Source organism: Mesorhizobium sp. M1050, assembly GCF_040318715.1.
Taxonomy (GTDB): Bacteria; Pseudomonadota; Alphaproteobacteria; order Rhizobiales; family Rhizobiaceae; genus Mesorhizobium.
The window spans coordinates 33,933-51,229 of sequence record NZ_JAMYMV010000042.1 but is presented as its reverse complement, the minus strand read 5'-3'; the positions used below and the strand labels follow the sequence as shown (position 1 = coordinate 51,229).

The 17,297-nt window shown below is 60.5% G+C and carries 14 protein-coding genes; all 14 read right to left on the bottom strand.

The window, feature by feature from the left end; all coding sequences use genetic code 11:
* Positions 1–11: 11 nt before the first annotated feature.
* A complete protein-coding gene (locus tag NKH57_RS21655) occupies positions 12–953 on the bottom strand; it encodes a D-ribose ABC transporter substrate-binding protein (protein ID WP_352947092.1) in 942 nt (313 codons plus the stop codon).
* A 38-nt stretch (positions 954–991) separates the two neighbouring features.
* A complete protein-coding gene (locus tag NKH57_RS21650; RefSeq protein WP_352600685.1) occupies positions 992–2,125 on the bottom strand; it encodes an ABC transporter permease in 1,134 nt (377 codons plus the stop codon).
* Positions 2,126–2,151: 26 nt separating this feature from the next.
* Entirely contained in the window at positions 2,152–3,678 is a 1,527-nt protein-coding gene (locus tag NKH57_RS21645; RefSeq protein ID WP_352600687.1) for a sugar ABC transporter ATP-binding protein, read from the bottom strand.
* Positions 3,675–4,235 (bottom strand): DUF2291 family protein, encoded by a 561-nt coding sequence (locus NKH57_RS21640; RefSeq protein ID WP_502904089.1) that lies wholly within the window; start codon positions 4,233–4,235, stop codon positions 3,675–3,677. Before NKH57_RS21640 ends, NKH57_RS21645 begins: the two co-directional genes overlap by 4 nt.
* Before the next feature lie 129 nt (positions 4,236–4,364).
* On the bottom strand, positions 4,365–5,375 hold the full coding sequence (locus NKH57_RS21635; protein ID WP_352600691.1) for a sugar-binding transcriptional regulator: 1,011 nt from the start codon (positions 5,373–5,375) through the stop codon (positions 4,365–4,367).
* A gap of 374 nt (positions 5,376–5,749) precedes the next feature.
* The gene (locus NKH57_RS21630; protein ID WP_502907324.1) at positions 5,750–7,462 is read right to left on the bottom strand and encodes a glycerol-3-phosphate dehydrogenase/oxidase; all 1,713 of its coding nucleotides are present in this window, start codon (positions 7,460–7,462) and stop codon (positions 5,750–5,752) included.
* Entirely contained in the window at positions 7,459–8,235 is a 777-nt protein-coding gene (locus NKH57_RS21625; RefSeq protein ID WP_352947087.1) for a DeoR/GlpR family DNA-binding transcription regulator, read from the bottom strand. Before NKH57_RS21625 ends, NKH57_RS21630 begins: the two co-directional genes overlap by 4 nt.
* The gene (locus NKH57_RS21620) at positions 8,232–9,767 is read right to left on the bottom strand and encodes an FGGY-family carbohydrate kinase (RefSeq protein WP_352947084.1); all 1,536 of its coding nucleotides are present in this window, start codon (positions 9,765–9,767) and stop codon (positions 8,232–8,234) included. Before NKH57_RS21620 ends, NKH57_RS21625 begins: the two co-directional genes overlap by 4 nt.
* Before the next feature lie 540 nt (positions 9,768–10,307).
* Positions 10,308–11,621 carry an ABC transporter substrate-binding protein gene (locus NKH57_RS21615; protein WP_352947122.1) on the bottom strand — a complete coding sequence of 438 codons (1,314 nt, stop codon included), beginning with the start codon at positions 11,619–11,621 and terminating at the stop codon, positions 10,308–10,310.
* A gap of 91 nt (positions 11,622–11,712) precedes the next feature.
* Positions 11,713–12,561: a carbohydrate ABC transporter permease gene (locus tag NKH57_RS21610; protein WP_352947081.1), complete on the bottom strand. Its 849-nt coding sequence runs from the start codon at positions 12,559–12,561 to the stop codon at positions 11,713–11,715.
* Positions 12,558–13,493, bottom strand: a complete 936-nt coding sequence (locus tag NKH57_RS21605; RefSeq protein WP_352947078.1) for a carbohydrate ABC transporter permease — start codon at positions 13,491–13,493, stop codon at positions 12,558–12,560. Before NKH57_RS21605 ends, NKH57_RS21610 begins: the two co-directional genes overlap by 4 nt.
* A 1-nt stretch (position 13,494) precedes the next feature.
* On the bottom strand, positions 13,495–14,586 hold the full coding sequence (locus NKH57_RS21600; RefSeq protein ID WP_023756749.1) for an ABC transporter ATP-binding protein: 1,092 nt from the start codon (positions 14,584–14,586) through the stop codon (positions 13,495–13,497).
* Between the two features lie 48 nt (positions 14,587–14,634).
* Positions 14,635–16,146, bottom strand: coding sequence for an arabinosylfuranosidase ArfA (arfA, locus tag NKH57_RS21595; protein ID WP_352947075.1), 1,512 nt, complete (start codon positions 16,144–16,146; stop codon positions 14,635–14,637).
* Between the two features lie 182 nt (positions 16,147–16,328).
* On the bottom strand, positions 16,329–17,255 hold the full coding sequence (locus NKH57_RS21590; RefSeq protein WP_352947072.1) for an ArsR/SmtB family transcription factor: 927 nt from the start codon (positions 17,253–17,255) through the stop codon (positions 16,329–16,331).
* Between the last annotated feature and the right edge of the window lie 42 nt (positions 17,256–17,297).

The following is a 17,297-nucleotide window of genomic DNA, read 5'->3' as shown; positions in this document are numbered from 1 at the left end:
CTGTTCAGGTTTCACTCCGACAGCACGAAGGGTGCGGTGTACTTGTCGACATTGTCCTTGGTGATGAGAAGGCAATCGAACAGCTGCTTCTCGGTCGCCGCGCCTGTGGCGCCGGTCTTGATGAACGAGTCCGCCTGCTGCACGGCCTTGGCCGAGAAGATGGCAACCGGCTGCAGCACAGTGTACTGCAGTTCGCCGGACTTGATCGCCGCAACCGCATCCGGGGAGCCGTCGAAGCCGCCGACCTTGGTCCCAGCCAGCTTGCCGGCTTCCTTCAGCGCCGCAACCGCGCCAAGAGCCATTTCGTCATTGCCGCTGATCACGGCAATGATGTCGGGATTGGCCTGCAGCATGCTCTGCATCTTGTCGTGGCCCTGGGTACGATCCCAGTTGGCGACCTGTGAAGCAGCCTTTTCGAGGTCCGGATACTGGCTCAGCACAGTCGCGTAGCCGTTCGAGCGCGTCGCGGCGTTGTTGTCCGACGGGGCGCCGAGCAGTTCGACATATTTGCCCTTTTCACCGACCGCCTGCACCCACTGCTGGGCACCGAGAGCAGCACCCTGCGCGTTGTTGGAGACGAGCTGCCCCTTGGCGAGGCCCTCCTGGTTGATCTCGGCATTGACGAGGAAAACCGGGATGTTGGCGGCAATCGCCTTCTTCACCGCACCGACGGAGCCGTCAGCGTTGGCCGGATCGAGAATGATGGCCACCGACTTGTTGGTGATGGCGGTGTCGATCAGGTTGCTTTCCGTGTTGGTGTCGCCCTTGTGGGCGCCGACATTGGCCGTATAGCCGAGCTTCTCGGCCTCTGCCTTGGCGACGTTGCCCTCGGTGAGCCAGTAGGGATTGGCCGGATCGTTGACGATGATCGAGATCAGACCCGCGGCAGAAGCGGCGGCCGTGAACCCGACGACCATCGCGGCCGCAAGCAGACTTTTCAGTATGGTTTTCATGTATATTCCTCCAATGATTACGCGGTGTTGCTGCCAGTTCACCTGGCAGTCTTCCCTTGGGCAGGATTGGCCGCTTCGGCCTTCCCCCGTTTCTGAGAAGTCGGTTGGCCACCTGTCGCGCTTAGGAGCTTGCTGCGGCGGCGATACTGAACGGCATTGAGCAGCACGGCGAGCACGATGACCGCGCCCGTGAACACTGTCTGCCAGTAGGATGAGATGCCGATGATCACGAGACCGTCGGACAGGAAGCCGATGACGAAGGCCCCGAGCAGGGTTCCGCGGATGTTGCCGCGCCCGCCGGTCAGTGCCGCGCCGCCGATGACGACGGCCGCGATGGCCGTCAGTTCGTAGGTGGTGCCCGCGGTCGGTCCTGCCGATGTCAGCTGCGAGGACAGGATCAGGCCGGCAATGGCGGCGCAGATGCCTGACAGCACATAGACGGAAATCTGCACCGTCTTGACCGGAACGCCGGACAGTTCGGCCGCGCGTTCATTGCCGCCCGAGGCATAGAGCCAGCGCCCGAAGGCGGTGCGGTTCAAGACGATGCTGCCGATGAGCGCGATGACCACGAGAACCACGACGCCGGTCGGCACGCCGAACAGGCGGTTGAAGCCAAGCGCATCGAAGCCGGTGTTTCCCAGCTCCGGTTTACCACCGAGATTGTTGTAGGTCAGGCCACTGGTCATCAGCAGCGCCAGGCCGCGCGCCATGTACATGACGCCCAGTGTCGCGACGAAGGCCGGAACCTTGAAGCGCGCGATGAGCACGCCGTTGATCAGCCCGACGACGGCGCCCAGCATGCAGGCAAGCACGGCGACCACCCAGACCGGCGGATAGAGAACGACGCCCAGCCAGGTCAGCGTCACGCCCTGCATCAGGAAACCGGCAACCACACCGGCAAGCCCGAGCGTCGATCCCACCGACAGGTCGATGCCGCCATTGAGGATGACGAGCAGCATGCCGACAGCGAGAATTCCGAAGATGGCGACATGCGAGGCCATGGTGAGGAAATTCGCCACCGAGAGGTAGTAGGGGGACAGGAACGAGAAGACGACGATGATCACGATCAGGGCAAAGAAAGCGCGGCCCTCGAGCAGCAGCTTGGCGAGATCGAAGCCTTCGCCGCCCGCGCTTGGACTGGATTGTTTTCTGGCCTGGCTGACATCGGTCATGGTCTGGGCTCCGAAATTCCTGGTGATCAGGCGACCACGGCTTCGCCGGAGGCGGCCATGATCTGCTCTTTGGTGGAGTTGGCGCCGAACTGGGCTGAAATCCTGCCCCGGCGCATGACGACGACGCGGTGCGCGATGCTGAGGCACTCGTTGACCTCAGAGGTCGAGAAGACGACCGCAAGGCCCTGCGCGGCGCGTTCGCTGAGCAAGCGGAAAACCTCGGCCTTGGCGCCGACATCGATGCCGCGGCTTGGCTCGTCGAGAAGGATGACCTTGGGGTTGGTCGTCAGCATCTTGCCGATAACGACCTTCTGCTGATTGCCGCCCGAAAGCGATCCGATCATGGCGTTGCCACCGGCGGTCTTGATGGTCACCTTGCGGATCGAATCCTCGACCAGCCCACGCTCCCTGGTGCGGGACAGAAATAGCCCCTTTGCGAACGCTTCGATGCTGGCAAGCGAGAGATTGCGGCCGACGGTCATGGTCTGCACCAGCCCGTCGCGCTGACGGTCCTCGGGGACCAACACCAGACCCTTGGCGATGCGCTGGGCAATACTCAGTCCCGAGACGTCCTCGCCTTCCAGAAGCGCGCGGCCGCCCGCCATCGGTACCCGTCCGGCGACGGCTTCCAGCAATTCCGTGCGCCCGGCGCCCATCAGCCCATAGATGCAGACGATCTCGCCCGCTCTCACGTCCAGCGACAGATGATCAACGACGGAATAACCGGAGCCCGAAGTGTCGACGACGCTGACATCCTCGATCGACAGGGCGACCTCGCCGAACGCATGACCGGTCGGCGGCGAGCCGAGATCGAAGTTCTCGCCGACCATGTTTCGCACGATCCATTCGAGGTCGATATCCTTGGCTTCGGCCGTCGCCGTTATTGCCCCGTCGCGCAGGACGACGGCGTAATCGGTGATCTGCAGGGCTTCTTCGAGGTGATGCGATATGTAGACGATGGAAACGCCACGGCTGGTCAAATCGCGGATCACCTTGAACAGCACCTCCACCTCGGTCGCGCTGAGCGCCGAGGTCGGTTCGTCCATGATCAGGATGCGCGAATCGACCGACAGCGCCCGCGCGATCTCGACGATCTGCTGTTGGCCCAGCCGCAGATCCTCGACCAGGGTCATCGGATCGATGTCCTCTTCGAGATCGGCCATCAGTGCGCGCGCCTGGCGCGATTCCTCGGCGAAATCGAGGCCGGTTCTGGTGCGCAGTTCGCGGCCCATGAAGATGTTGTCGCGTACGCTCAGGTTCGGCGCCAGGCTGAGTTCCTGGTGGATGATCGAGATGCCGCGATCGCGCGCGTCCGAGGACGACGAAAAACTGACGAGATTGCCGTCGAGCACGATGTCGCCGGATGTCGGCGTGATCACGCCGGACAGGATCTTCATCAGCGTCGACTTGCCGGCGCCATTTTCTCCGAACAGCGTCGTGACCTTGCCGCGATGGATGTCGAAATTGACGCCCCTGAGGGCATGGACGCCGCCATACGACATGACGATGTTGCGCGCCGAAAGCACGGCGTCGCCATTCGCAGCCAGTTTCATTTGACGTCCAGCCTCACGGGAGTGACCAGCCAGCTCTTCGGATTGACCAGCTTGAACGCGCCGACAACCGAAATGGTCTTGCCGGCCAAGGTGCTCGTGTCGACCTTTGCCAGGACTTCCTTCTTCATCTCGTTGTTCAGCGCCGAGCCGGCGTCCTGGTATTCGATCTGGTTGGTGAATTGGCCGAATGTGATCTTGCCGGTGGCGTCGCGCAGTTCGGTGCCGTTGATCGCCGGTCCCGTCTGCACGCGGATCATCAACGTGTCGGGCAAACCGTCGACTGCGACCTTGTAGATGCCCGATTTTCCTTCGCCGACAACGCCGGTGAACTTGACCGAAATGACTGGCCCGACACCTGCGGGCACGCCGTATTCCTTCTCGGCCGTCGCCCTGTCCTTGGCGATCGCCGTCGCCACTGTCACGGCGTCGGCGGCACGGGTCTCGACATCGGCCTGCACCTTGGGAAATTCCGACTTGCCGTAATCCGCGGCGGAGAAGACGGCGCTGCGGACGTCACCGGCGGAGCCGATCCTGACCACCTTGGTGTCGAGCGCCATGGCGCCAAGCAGGACAACGACCGCGACGCCAGCCAGTATCCGACGCAAGCCGGGCGAGGCCTGCCGGGTCGATGCGGTGGCAGCCTTCGCACTCATGACGCAACCACCTGCAAGGCAGATCTGCCGTTGTCACGCATTTGACGATCCTCCGTTCACATGGGGCTTTGCACCATTGGACTGGTTCTTTTCGACAAGAGCGCGTGCAGTGCTTTCATCGGTGATCAGGCCGCTCAGATAGCGGCTTTCGAGCACCGCTTTGATCGCGCGCACTTTCACCTTGCCGCCGGCGACGGCGACAATCCTACGGCCTTTCAACTGATCCCGCGGAAGCGCCAGAATTCTCTCCGACAGCGCCGTTTCCACCGGGCGTCCCTTGTCATCGAAGAAGTGAGCGAGCAGCTCGCCAACGCCACCGTCACGTTTGACCTCATCGATTTCGGAATGTTCGATCATGCCGGTAGCGACCAGCGAGGCTTCCCGCATGGCGGTTCCTATGCCGACGAACATCAGGTCGGATCGGCTTGCGAGAGCGAAGACATCGCTGATGCCGCGCTGGCCAAGCAGCACCTCACGGTCCTCGGCGGTGTTGGCAACGAAAGGCACCGGCATCACATAGGCCTGCGCGCCTGTCCGCTCGGCCAGGCGATGCATGACATCGTGCGGGTTGGCCGCGAATTTGCGCGTCACGCCGCCAAGCAGCGAGACGAAACGGATATGGGCGGCGGCGGTGCGCGTCAGATACTCGACGCTTGCCGCGAGGGTACGACCATGGCCGACGCCGATCAGCATGTCCTCGCCGCGATCGATCTCGCGCTTCAGAAACTGCGCGCCGGCGATGCCAAGCGCCTTAAGAGGCAGATCGTCCTGATCGAGATCAGGAACGACCTCGCAGTAATCGAGCCCGTAAGCATCGATCAGCTGCTGCTCGAGGTCGATGCATTCGCCGACGTCGCCGTCGATGATCACTCTGACCAGGCCATCCTGAGTGGCCCGGGTGATGAGCCGATGCGCCTTGAGGCTGGTCAAGCCGAGCCGTTTGGCCACCTGGGCCTGTGTGAGACCGCCGGCATAGTGAAGCCAGGCCGCGCGGGTGGCGAGGCTGGATTCATGGTCGCGGTTAGCGGTTCCGCCGGATTTCAAGCCATCTCCTCCCCAGGATGATATTATTATCTTTGTGTGCAAAAATTTTCACATCCCTGCATCGCTGTCAATCCCTCGCCGGATTTGGCCTACGGGGAATTCTGTGTGGCCCTATTAGGAGGTCTGCATATTGGGTGATCATAATGATGTGTTATTTTAACGTCAATCGATGTTATCTCGCTTCAATACCATCGAGACAGCAACCGGTATTTGCTGCCGATCTTCAAACTAAATGTCTGTTTTCAATCATTTATGCCCGGCGGCACATAAATCCCAATCAGGCTGTGTTGCGGTGTGTTGCACATGCGACGGAGCCATGGGCAAACCGATAGGATTGCCTCGAGAAAAGCCATCGGCATTGCCCGATGACGCGATCAGACCAGCCGCATCAGGTTGCGGCCCTTGAGCTCCACAACGGCGGCTTCGACTTCCCGCGCAATGCGCCCAGCACTCCAGCCTAGCGCCCGTCCGGCGATCGACGCGATCTCCTGCAGGTCCCGGCCTGTCAGGGAACCTGATATCGCCAGGGTGCTGCGACGCATGACGATATCAGTCAGATGTTCCACGAACTCGCTGCGGACGATGTAGTCGATTTCCGATTTTCTGTAGCCTTCGGAATCCGGCAGATCGCCCTTATCGTCCAGTTCGTGCCCGGCAATCTCCAGGGCTCTGGTTCCGTAGCGCGACAGCAATTCATCGAGACGCCGTTCTGCGATGCCCGTTTCCGACCGTGCCCGGGCCAGCCAGTCTGCGCGTGCCGCCGCATCGGCTGGAAAATCCCTGCCGCCGCCAATTGGCATGGCTTGCGTTGAGACCTCGCGCTTGCGCTGCAGGCGACCGAGCACGGTGCCGGCGACTTCCTCTGCAAAGCCACGGAACGTTGTCCATTTGCCGCCGACCAGCGAGATAACCGCGAAAGGTCTGTTCTGGTCCGGCTCGGCGATCGGTGACGAGTGATCGCGGCTGATCAGCCCGGGCACCGATGCATCCGAGGAAGGCAGCGGCCTGATGCCGCTATAGGCGTAGACGATCTGCTCGCGCTCGAATGCCATGCCCGGCAGCAGCGTCCGTACGCTGTCGAGCAGATACTCGACTTCGTCAGGCTCGCAGCGCACCTCGTCGGGATTGTCGGCCTTGATGTCGGTTGAGCCGACCAGCGCCAAGCCGAGATAGTCGTAGACGAGGCAGATACGGCCGTCGTCGGCCTCGAAATAAAGCATGCGCCCGGCAAGGCTTTTGACCAGTTCGTCGTGCCTCAGCAGGATGTGAGAGCCCTTGGTGCCGCCGATCATCTTCGAGGGCGCGCCAAGCAGATCGTTGACACGGTCGATCCATGGACCGGCGGCATTGACCACCAGCTTCGGCCGCACCGAAAAGGCGGCGCCGTTTTCCGGCTGGAATGTCAGTACGCCATTGGACGAGGCCACCAGCGCCGTGTAATTCGCGCCGGCCGAGGCCGCGTTCGCCTGCAGCCCATCGAGGATCAGCTCGAGCACCAGCCTTTCGGGGTGGCTTATCTTGGCGTCGTAGTAGGTGCCAGTGGCGACGATCGAAGGATTGAGCGCCGGCATCGCGCTGAGCGCCTGGCGCCGCCCGACCATGCGGTGGCGCGGCATGACCTGGTTTCGCGAGCCATAGAAATCATAGATCATCAGGCCGATCTTGATCAGGATGGCGCCGCGGCTGCGCGGTGCGCTGGTCGAGCCGAACAGCGTCCGCAGCGCCGCCAGCATACCCTTGCTCCAGGAAAAGATCGGGATGACAGTCGGCAGTGGACTGACATAATGCGGCGCGTTCTTCAAAAGCAGATTGCGTTCGAGCGTCGACTGCGCCACCAGACCGAACTCGCCTGTTTCGAGATATTTCAGGCCACCATGAATGAGCCGCGATGGCGCGGCACTGGTGCCCGAACCGAAGTCCGCCTTGTCGACGATCAGGCAGCTGACGCCCTGCGTGCACAGGTCGCGAAACAGGCCCGCTCCGTTGATGCCGGCGCCGATAATGACGACGTCGACCTCGCCTGTCCCGGCCATGGCAGCCAAACGCCCTGCGGGGTTTTCCGTACGTGCTGCTTCCGTTGGGTTCATGGCGCTTTCGTCTTGACGATGCGCAGCTTGACGCCGGCCCGTTCGAGGGCTTGCGCCCGCGCATCGCCCAAGCCTTCGGTCGCCAGCACGACGTCGAAGCTGGTCAGGTCGTCGAAGACGTGCAGCGCGATCCTGTCGAACTTTGCGTGATCGACCAGAAGGATGCGCTTGACCGATGCCGCCATCATCGCCTGCTTTACCCGCACGACATTGGGATCCTGGATGAAGGCGGTCGTTCCGGTGATGGCCGAAGCCGAACAGATCAGCACATTGGCGCGCAATTGCGCCACGGCGTTTTCGCAGACGATGCCGATATAGGCATTGTAGGTGACGTGGTACTGGCCGCCGAGACAGATGAAGTCGATGTCGTCGACATTGGTCAGCAGCGACGCCGTCGCCACCGAGTTGGTGATGACGGTCAGCGGCCTGACGTCGAGCAGCAGCGTGGCGACGGCGTTTGCCGTGGAGGAATCGTCCAGCATCACCACCTGGCCGGCTTCCACATAATCCAGCGCCGCCCGCGCCAGCGCATCTTTTTCAGCCCGATTGACCGTCACCCGATAGCGGAAGGCGCTCTCGTAGAGGCCGGACGGCTGAACCGTCACCGCGCCGTGCAGCTTGCGCAGCACGCCCTGCTGCGCCAGCCGGTCGATGTGCCGGTGGATGGTCATGCGCGATACGCCGAAATGGTCGACGAGATCGTCGATGCGCACCTGGCCGAGCTTGATCACATAGTCGGCGATCTCTTCGCGTCGTTCGTCGGCCTTGATCATGCGGTTCCCCCAGTGTCTGGCCGCGCCAGCTTCTCGATCTCCGGCCAGTGCGGTTCGAGCGCACCGGCTATGCGGCCATAGAGGGAAAAGCGCTCGTTGAACACAGCACTGGAGGCGGGCACCGGCTGGTATTGGCGCGCCGTCATGCCGACCTGCCTGGCACCTTGTTGCGGCGTCGCGAAGATGCCGACCGCGGCACCCGCGCAAAGGGCAGCGCCAAACGCCGCGGCCTCATCGGTCGAGGTGACGGTGACCGGGGCATTCAGCACATCGGCAAACATCTGGACGAAGGCCGGATTGCGTGAACCGCCGCCGGTCAGGCGGATCTCGCTGATAGCAAAACCCTCGCGCAAGGCTTCGACATGGGTGCGATGATTGAAAGCAATTCCCTCCAGAACCGCCTTGAGCATATCGCCGCGGGTATGCCAGCCGTGCAGTCCGACAAAGCTGCCGCTGGCGACATCGCCAAACGGGGAGCCGAACAGATAGGGATGAAACAGGATGGTCGACCGCTTTTTCAGCGCCACGTCGATCTCTGCTGCCAGAAACTCGTGGATCGAGCCGCCATCCAGCGATGCCTTTTCCTGCTCCGTGCGGCAGAATGTGTCGAGAAACCAGTCGTAGTTTGCGGTCGAGGCCGGCGAGATCGCCATGTTGTTCCAGCGGCCCGCGTCGATGGCGTTGCGACAGAACCAACGCGGGTCGACGCGCGGTTCCGAAGAGACGACTTCGTTGATGGAATAGGTCCCGGCGACGATGGCGAGCACGCCCTCCTCATGGCCGCCCATGCCAAGGGCGGAGGCGGTCACGTCATGCAGTCCGCATGCGACAGGAGTTCCCTTGGACAAGCCAGTCATCTCGGCGGCTTCGGCAGTGACATGGCCGACGATCTCGGCAGAGTGCGCCATCGGTGGCAGCGCATCGAAAAGATCGTCCAGTCCGAAGATGCGCATCGCTTCCGGCGCGAAGGCCTGCGTGCGGAAATCCGTGAATGAGGTGCTGGCCTCCGTGCGGTCGGTGCCGATCGTGCCCGACAGACAAAAGCGCAGCCAGTCCTTGCAGGCTAGTATATGCCCGATGCACCCATAGCGATCGGGTTCGTTCTTCCTGATCCAGGCCAGCAGCGCCGACGGCGCCGAGACGTGCGGCGCCTGGCCGGTGCGCGCCAGCGCCTCTTCGAAGACCCGATCCGCCGACCATCGTTCGACAATCTCGCCGGCGCGGCTGTCCAGCGACAGGATTCCGGGCCCCAGCGGCCGACGATCCTTATCTAGCAGATAGAGACCATCGCCATGCGCGGTCGCCGCCACCGCCCTGATATCGTCTGCCGGGCGGCCACAGAGGGCGATCGCCTCCTTGATTGCGTCGGCGGTGGCCTGCCAGAGGCCAGCCATGTCGCGCTCCACCCAGCGCGCTTGGGGCATCGATTGCGGCACCCGCCGACGCGCCACGGACAACTGAGTGCCATCGGTATCGAAGATCACCGCCTTGGTAACCGTGAGACCGTTATCGATTCCGAGCAAACTGGGCACGGTCACCGCCTCTTTCAGCGACTGGCAATGCGCACTGCAAGCTTATCCTGCAGCTGGGGTAAGGGTGGCAGACATAGCGGCGATCGACGAGCAACGGTGATACAAAAGCGATGGCATCCAACGGATTAATCGAACCATATATCGATGTTAATTTAACGTCAATCTATGAGACAACACTTTTGACGCGCGCGTCAAAATGGACATCAATGCTTATAGAATTCTGATTTAATTCGATTTTTTGTCGATAAAAATATCCCACCAGGATCGTTCAATCGGCCGCCGATCGCCATCGATTAATCCGCAAAGCCGGAGCATAGCAACTGCCTCAGAGCGAAAAACGTCACGACAGCAGGCACCTTCCCCATCCGAGAAGGGTCCAAATTACGTCAGGTGGACCGTCCGCAATGAGTGTCAAACCGCATCGGCCTGGCTATCCGAATCCGACGCACCTACCAAGCTTTGCTGCTTCCATTTGGCAAAGAACCCCGCGACTGTTTCCAGTCGCGGGGCGTTGGGAGCGTTCTCGGAAAAAGCTGGTAGTCAGATGTTGGCGAGCAACTCGTTGACGCGGCTTTCCATGTCGGCAAGGGCGGCATCGACGTCTTTCTGGCCAGTGATTGCGGCGCTCATCTCTTCGCCGACAATGTCCTGGATCGCAAACTGACGCTGCACGGCTGACGGTAGCGGCCTGCCGAGATCGGCGACAGCGGCGATCGTGTTGCGATGTGGCAGCGCCTTGAAGGCGTCCGAGGTGATGATGGCCTTGTATGCCGGCAGGTGGCCGGTGCGCGACCATTCGAAGTCGTTGTCGGCGAAGAACTTCAGGAACTTGCCGATGGCCGCTGTCTGTTCAGGCGTGCGGTCCTTCTGCGAGACCGCCCAGGTGTGGCCATCGGCATATTGCGCATGGGCGCCGCCAAAAAGCTGCGGATAGGGGTAGACAGCGTAGCCGCCCTTGTTGAGCGCCGTGCCTTTGGTTTGGGACTGGGCATTGTTGTCGCCGACGACCCATGTGCCGTTGAGCTGAACGCCACCGTCACCGGCAAGAAACGCGTTGATCGCGCCGCCGTAATCGAGATCCTTGGTGGTGTAGCCCTTGTCGAAGATCGCCTTGTACATCTCGACGACCTTCTTGGCCTCCGGTGTGTTCAGCTTCACATGCTTCGGATCGGCAAAGAAGTCGGAATCCTGTTGAAAGAGATAGGTGTAGAGATTGCGCGTGTAGAGTGCCGTCTCATTGGCCAGGTTCTGAACGAAGTAGGGCTTGCCGGTCTTCTGCTTGAATTGTTCGGCCTGGGCGAGCAATTCCTCGGGCGACTTCGGAAGCATCGGCGTGCCGTCGGCATTGACGAGCCCGGCCTGTTTGAAGAGATCCATGTTGATGTGATAGAGCATCGTCCAGCTGTCGATCGGCAGGCCGTAGATCTTGCCGTCTTTGGTGGCGCCGTTGCGCGCTGCATCCGTGAAGGCTTCAGGTGTGACGCCGACGGACTTCAAGAGATCGTCGAGCGGCATCAACAGCCCCTTCGACTGGTAGTCCGACAGCGCGGATTCATGGATAGTGACGATGTCCGGAGCATCGCCCGAAGCGAATTGCGCGGTCAACTGGTCATAGCCCGGCCATTCCACGGTGCTGACGCTGACATGCACGTCGGGGTTGTCGGCGTTGAACTTGTTGATCAGCGAGGTGATGATGCCGCATTCACCAACTGCCTTGGTGACATCGGTGTTGGTGCCGAAATCGGCATCGCAGGCACCGAAAAAGCGCTGTACCGTCAGCTCCGTTGCTGCAAAGCCTGGGCTTGCGAGCATCATTGCCCCCGCGGAGACCGCGGCAAACAGTATTTTCTTCATTCTCATGTCAGTTCCTCCTACTGAGTTTCCGCCACTCCACACCGGATTGGCGTCATGCTTTCCATCGCTGCGGCGCACCCTGCAATTTTCGTTATCGGACCGCGGCGCCTGAGACGGCGGTGACGATGTATTTCTGGAAAAAGAGGTAGACGATCAGGATCGGCGCGCCGGCGAACACCGCCTGCGCCATCAGGAAGCCGATGCCTTCGGACTGGGCGAAATTCGTCTGTGTCGAAGCCATGCCGACGGTTAGCGTGTACATGTCCTTCCTGGTTGCCGAGATCAGCGGCCACAAATAGTCGTTCCAGGCACCGAGGAAGGTGAAGATGCCGAGCGTTGCCTGCGCGGGCACGGTGAGCGGCAGCAGCACCTTCCAGAAGGTCCGGAACCGGCTGGCATTGTCCAGCATGGCGGCTTCGTCCAGCTCCTTCGGGATGGCCTTGAAATATTGGGTCATCAGGAAGACGCCGAACGAAGCCGACAGGCCGGGGAGAATGAGCCCGTGATAGGTGTTGTGGAACTTCAGTATGCTGAAGATCTGGTGGCGGGCGACGAGCACGGCCTGTTCCGGCACCGCCAGACCGAAGAGCACGATCACGAACAGGATGTTTTTGCCGGGGAAGTTCAGACGTGCAAACCCATAGCCGGCGAGCGACGACAGGACCAGGGTACCGAGTGTCAGCCCGCCCGAGACGATGATGCTGTTGAGCACCCAGAGAAATACCGATGAGGTGCCGATGGTGTTGATGTAGTTCCTGAGCGTGTAGGGTACGAGAAAAACCGAATTCGGATCGGCCATCAACTCGGCATTATCCTTGAGCGACAGGCCGATGACCCACAGAACCGGCGCGATCATGGCGATCGAAAGCAGGATGACGAGGGCCAGCAACACGCGGTCGCCAAACGCACGTCCCTTGATGGAAATGGCTGGCGCGCTCATGCCTGATCCGCCTTGTTGCGTGTTACGAGGTACTGCGCCATGGCCGCGATCAGGATCAGAATGAACAGGATTTCCGAAGCCGCGGCACCCATGCCCAGATCCCAACGACGGAATGCGGTATCGTAGATGTACAGCACAATCGGCTTGGTGAGGTTGTTCGGGCCGCCGCGCGTCATCAGCCAAGCCTGGCCGAACAGCTGAAATTGCAGCACGATCTGGATAATGATTACCAGGATGAAAGTGCGTTTGATCGACGGCAGCGTGATCGAGCGCAGCGTCTGCCAGCGATTGGCATTGTCCAGGGCTGCCGCCTCGTAAACATCCTGCGGGATCTGCTGCAGGGCCGAGAGAAACAGCATCATCGGCAAGCCGATGCACCACCAGACGGTGGCAATGGCGATACCGATCATCGCGAGGCTGGGGTCGGAAATGAAAGCCGGGGCGGTTGCGCCGAACCATCCGTAGATCGTCGACAGAAGGCCGACATTCGGAATGAACACGATGCGCCAGATCAGCGTGACGATTGTGACCGACAGCACCGAGGAAGAGAAGAACAAGGTCCGCAGCACTGCGGCAGTGCGCGTGCGGCGGTTGAGGCAAAGCGCGAGGAAAAGGCCGATCAGCGCCAGCGTCGGCACTGTCAGAAGGACGAAGTAGAAGGTGTTCCAGACCGATTGCAGGAAGACCTTGTCGTGAAACAGCCTGACATAATTGCCGAGACCGACAAAATCTCCGGACGAGAACGTGTCGGCCTTGTGGAAGCTCAGCCACATCCCCCAGAGGAGCGGAAAGATGAGCAGCGTCGTGAAGAAGAACAGGAACGGCGCGACGAAAACGAAGTTTCGCCATTGCGGCGCATAGATATCGACGCTCGGAGCCCTGACGCTCACGGTCGGCGTCGCGGTCCGCGGCATCGTCAGCCGGTCGGCCATATCAAGCCTCCCTCGCGTGCCAGGCGCGGCCGGCCGCGCTGAACAGATGCGACTTCTGGCCGTCGAAGGCGAGCCCTACCTTGTGGCCGACCGCGACCCGGCTGTTGCCGACATCCGAGCCGACGATCTGCTGGCCATCGCCGAGACGAATGTAGATCAAGGTGCGCTCGCCAAGCCGCTCGAGCACATCGACCACGCCATCGGCATTGCCCTGCCCGGGAGGAACGATGCGGACATCTTCCGAACGGATGCCGAAGCTGTACTTGTCATCGGCCAACAGGTCGGAAGAAATCGCGGTCCGAACCGATATACCGTCCGAAAACCTGGCCGTGGCGTTGCCACTCGATCTGTCGAGTGTCGCATCGATAAAGTTCATCGCCGGGGCACCGACGAAGCCGGCGACGAATTTGGTCGCGGGGCGCTCGTAGATTTCCATGGGAGAGCCGATCTGCTCGATCCTGCGGTTGTTCATGACGACGATGCGGTCGGCGAGCGTCATGGCTTCGACCTGATCATGGGTGACGAAGATCATCGTCGATTGCAGGCGCTGGTGAAGCTGGGCAAGTTCGAGGCGGGTGCGGGTTCGCAGCGCCGCATCCAGATTTGAGAGCGGCTCGTCGAACAGGAAGGCCTTCGGCTCTTTCACGATCGCACGGCCGATGGCAACGCGCTGGCGCTGGCCGCCCGAGAGCTGGCCCGGTTTGCGCTCGAGCAAATGCGGCATTTCGAGGATGCGGGCGGCTTCGTTGATCCGCGCGTCAATGACCTCGCGCGACATGCCGATATTCTCAAGCCCGAAGGCCATGTTGTCGCGTACCGTCATATGCGGATAGAGCGCATAGGACTGGAACACCATGGCAATGCCGCGCTTGCCCGGCGGCAGATGATCGATACGTTCCCTGTTGATGGCGATCTCGCCGCTATCAACAGTTTCGAGGCCTGCGATCATGCGCAAAAGCGTCGATTTCCCGCATCCGGATGGACCGAGAAACACGATGAATTCGCGTGCCTTGATGGAGAGCGACAGATCCTCCAGCACCGACATGGCACCGAAGTGCTTGTTCACATTCCTGATTTCGATATCGGCCGTCACGTCGACGCTCCTCCTCAGCGCATGCACTTTCCGACAACAGACCCGAGGTCAGAGCTTCAGGCGTATCATCTGGTAGGAATAGGCCGGCAGCGACAGGCTCAATCTGCCGTCAGTCATCGAGGCGCCCACTCCCTTCCTAGGGCCGACATTGCCGGGATTCTCGGCTGAATTGACGGCTTTGAGATCGGCGTGCGTCATCATTTGGTGATCAACGATATCAGCCGCGCCGAAACCAGTGATGTCGATCACGGTTTCGATCGCCTCGCTCGAATGGCGGTTGACGGCGAAGAAGGTGACATGGCCGGTTTTGGTGTCGTGCACGCCGGCCACATCGACATAGGAGACGTCGCCCGCGACGGCGGATTTGTAGGTCGGGCTGTCCACCTTCAGATCCAGCGCATTGCCGCGGCCGTAGATCGAGGCATAGAGATAGGGATAGAATATCGTCTGGCGCCATGCCGGGCCGTTGGGAACGGTCATGATCGGTGCGATGACGTTCACCAGTTGCGCCAGGCAGGCGATCTTGACCACATCGGAACGACGGATGAAGGTGTTGAGGATCAAGCCGACCTGCAGCACGTCCTCGAAATTGTAGATGTCCTCGAGCAGCGGCGGCGCAAAGGGCCAGCCGTCATTGCCGTCAAGGATCTTCTTGTCCTGCTCCTTGGAATGGTACCAGACGTTCCATTCGTCGAACGAGATGTAGACCTGCTTGCTTGAGCGCTTCTTGGCCTTGATGTAGTCGATGACGCCGGCGACCGAGACGATGTAGTCGTCGAGCTTCTCGCTCATTGCGAGATAGTTCGGCGCGTCATTGGCTTGGTTGTCGAAATACATATGCAGCGAGATGTAGTCGACCTCGTTGTAGGTGTGGTCGAGTACGGTCGCTTCCCATTCGGGATAGGTCGGCATCTTGGCATTAGAAGAGCCGCAGACCACCAGTTCGAGCGACTTGGAGAAGGCGCGCATTGCCTTGGCGGTCTCATGGGCCAAGCGGCCATATTCATCGGCGGTCTTGTGGCCGATCTGCCAGGGGCCATCCATTTCGTTGCCGAGACACCACAGCTTGACGTCGAAGGGCTCCTTGCGGCCGTTGGCGATACGCTTGTCGCTCCACTCACTTCCGCCTGGATGATTGGTGTATTCGAGAAAGTTGCGGGCTTCGTCGAGGCCACGCGAACCGAGATTGACGGCAAGCATCATCTCGGTGTTGGCGGATGCGCACCAGTCGGCAAATTCATGCAGGCCGACTTCGTTGCTTTCCGACGTGTGCCAGGCGAGGTCAAGGCGCACCGGGCGCTCTTCCTTGGGGCCGACGCCGTCTTCCCAATTGTAGGCTGAAACGAAATTGCCGCCGGGATAGCGGACGATCGGAACGTTGAGTTCCCTGACCAGATCGATAACGTCTTGACGCATGCCGTTGGCATCCGCCGTCGGGTGGCCCGGCTCATAGATGCCGGTGTAAACTGCCCGCCCCAGATGCTCGATAAAGGATCCATACAGCCTCGGATCGATTTCCGAGACAACATAGCGCGGATGCGCCGTTACGGCTGCCTTCATGCATTCCTCCCACGATATCACAAATGATGATTTAAATCACCTTATTCGATATCAAAGGGAAGCGACGCTCGTTCGTCAAGTCAAAACATCCAAATGTCTGACAAAAGAACGGCGGCTTCGGTCGTGAATTGAGGCAAGAGGCTGAAATTGCTGCACTATATTTAAAACCCGATTTGATGATATCAACTGGTTTTGATCCTGAGCAGGATGTCCTGATCGTAATTTCCAAATCCCTTGCCGAAAATATTGATCCCGCCGGGACGCTCGGCGTCGTCCTTGACGCCGATACGGATGCGGATTGAATGATGGCTCTTGAGGTCGAGGATAGCGAGGCTGGTTTCGGAAATCCTGACACCGTCGACATAGGTGCCGTCAGCGGAAATTCGCCAGTTCTTCAGCTTGCCATATTGTGAGCCCTTGAGCTTCCACCAGGAGGGCGTGAAGACGCCGCGCTTGTCGCCGAAATCGCCAGGTGAGGTCCACGTTCCGACATCGATGCCATTGATCGTCAGCGTGATGTCCGAGGGCCAATCGGCGCTGGTGCCAGGCACTTCCGAGGACAGTTCCACCACCACTTCCAACTCCGTAATCTCGGCATTGGCGAGCTTGGCATTGTTGGGGAACTGGTATTCTACAAAGCCGCGCGTGAACCACAGCAACCCGGCTTTCATGCGGTCCGGATCGAGAAAAGTGTTGGGCACGTCGAGCAGACCGATGATCCCATCCGGCGAACAGAGGCCGCAGGGCGCCGTGACCTCGAAACCGGTGTAAAGCCCAATCGGCATCGACACTTCGATCGCATCGTTCTTGACCGAACGATACTCGCTCTTGAAGACCACGAGCACTTCCTCGGCGGTCGGATAGCAGATTTTCTGGCTGCCCTTCTTCGCCTTCTGGTTCTCCGTGCGGATCAGGCCAGCATCCTCGAGCACCTGGATATTGGTCGAGACCGTCGATTGCGGCAGCGACAGCACGGCGGCGATGTCATTGACATTCATCGGCCCCTTCTCATGCAGCAATTTCAGCATGGAGATGCGTGCCAAAGAGGCCAGCCCCCTGAGGACGGCAATGCCCTCCTCAGGTTCGATCACAAGAAAATTGCGACTCATGGATGTGCCAGCCCTGTGCGAAATCTATATCCGAAATCACCT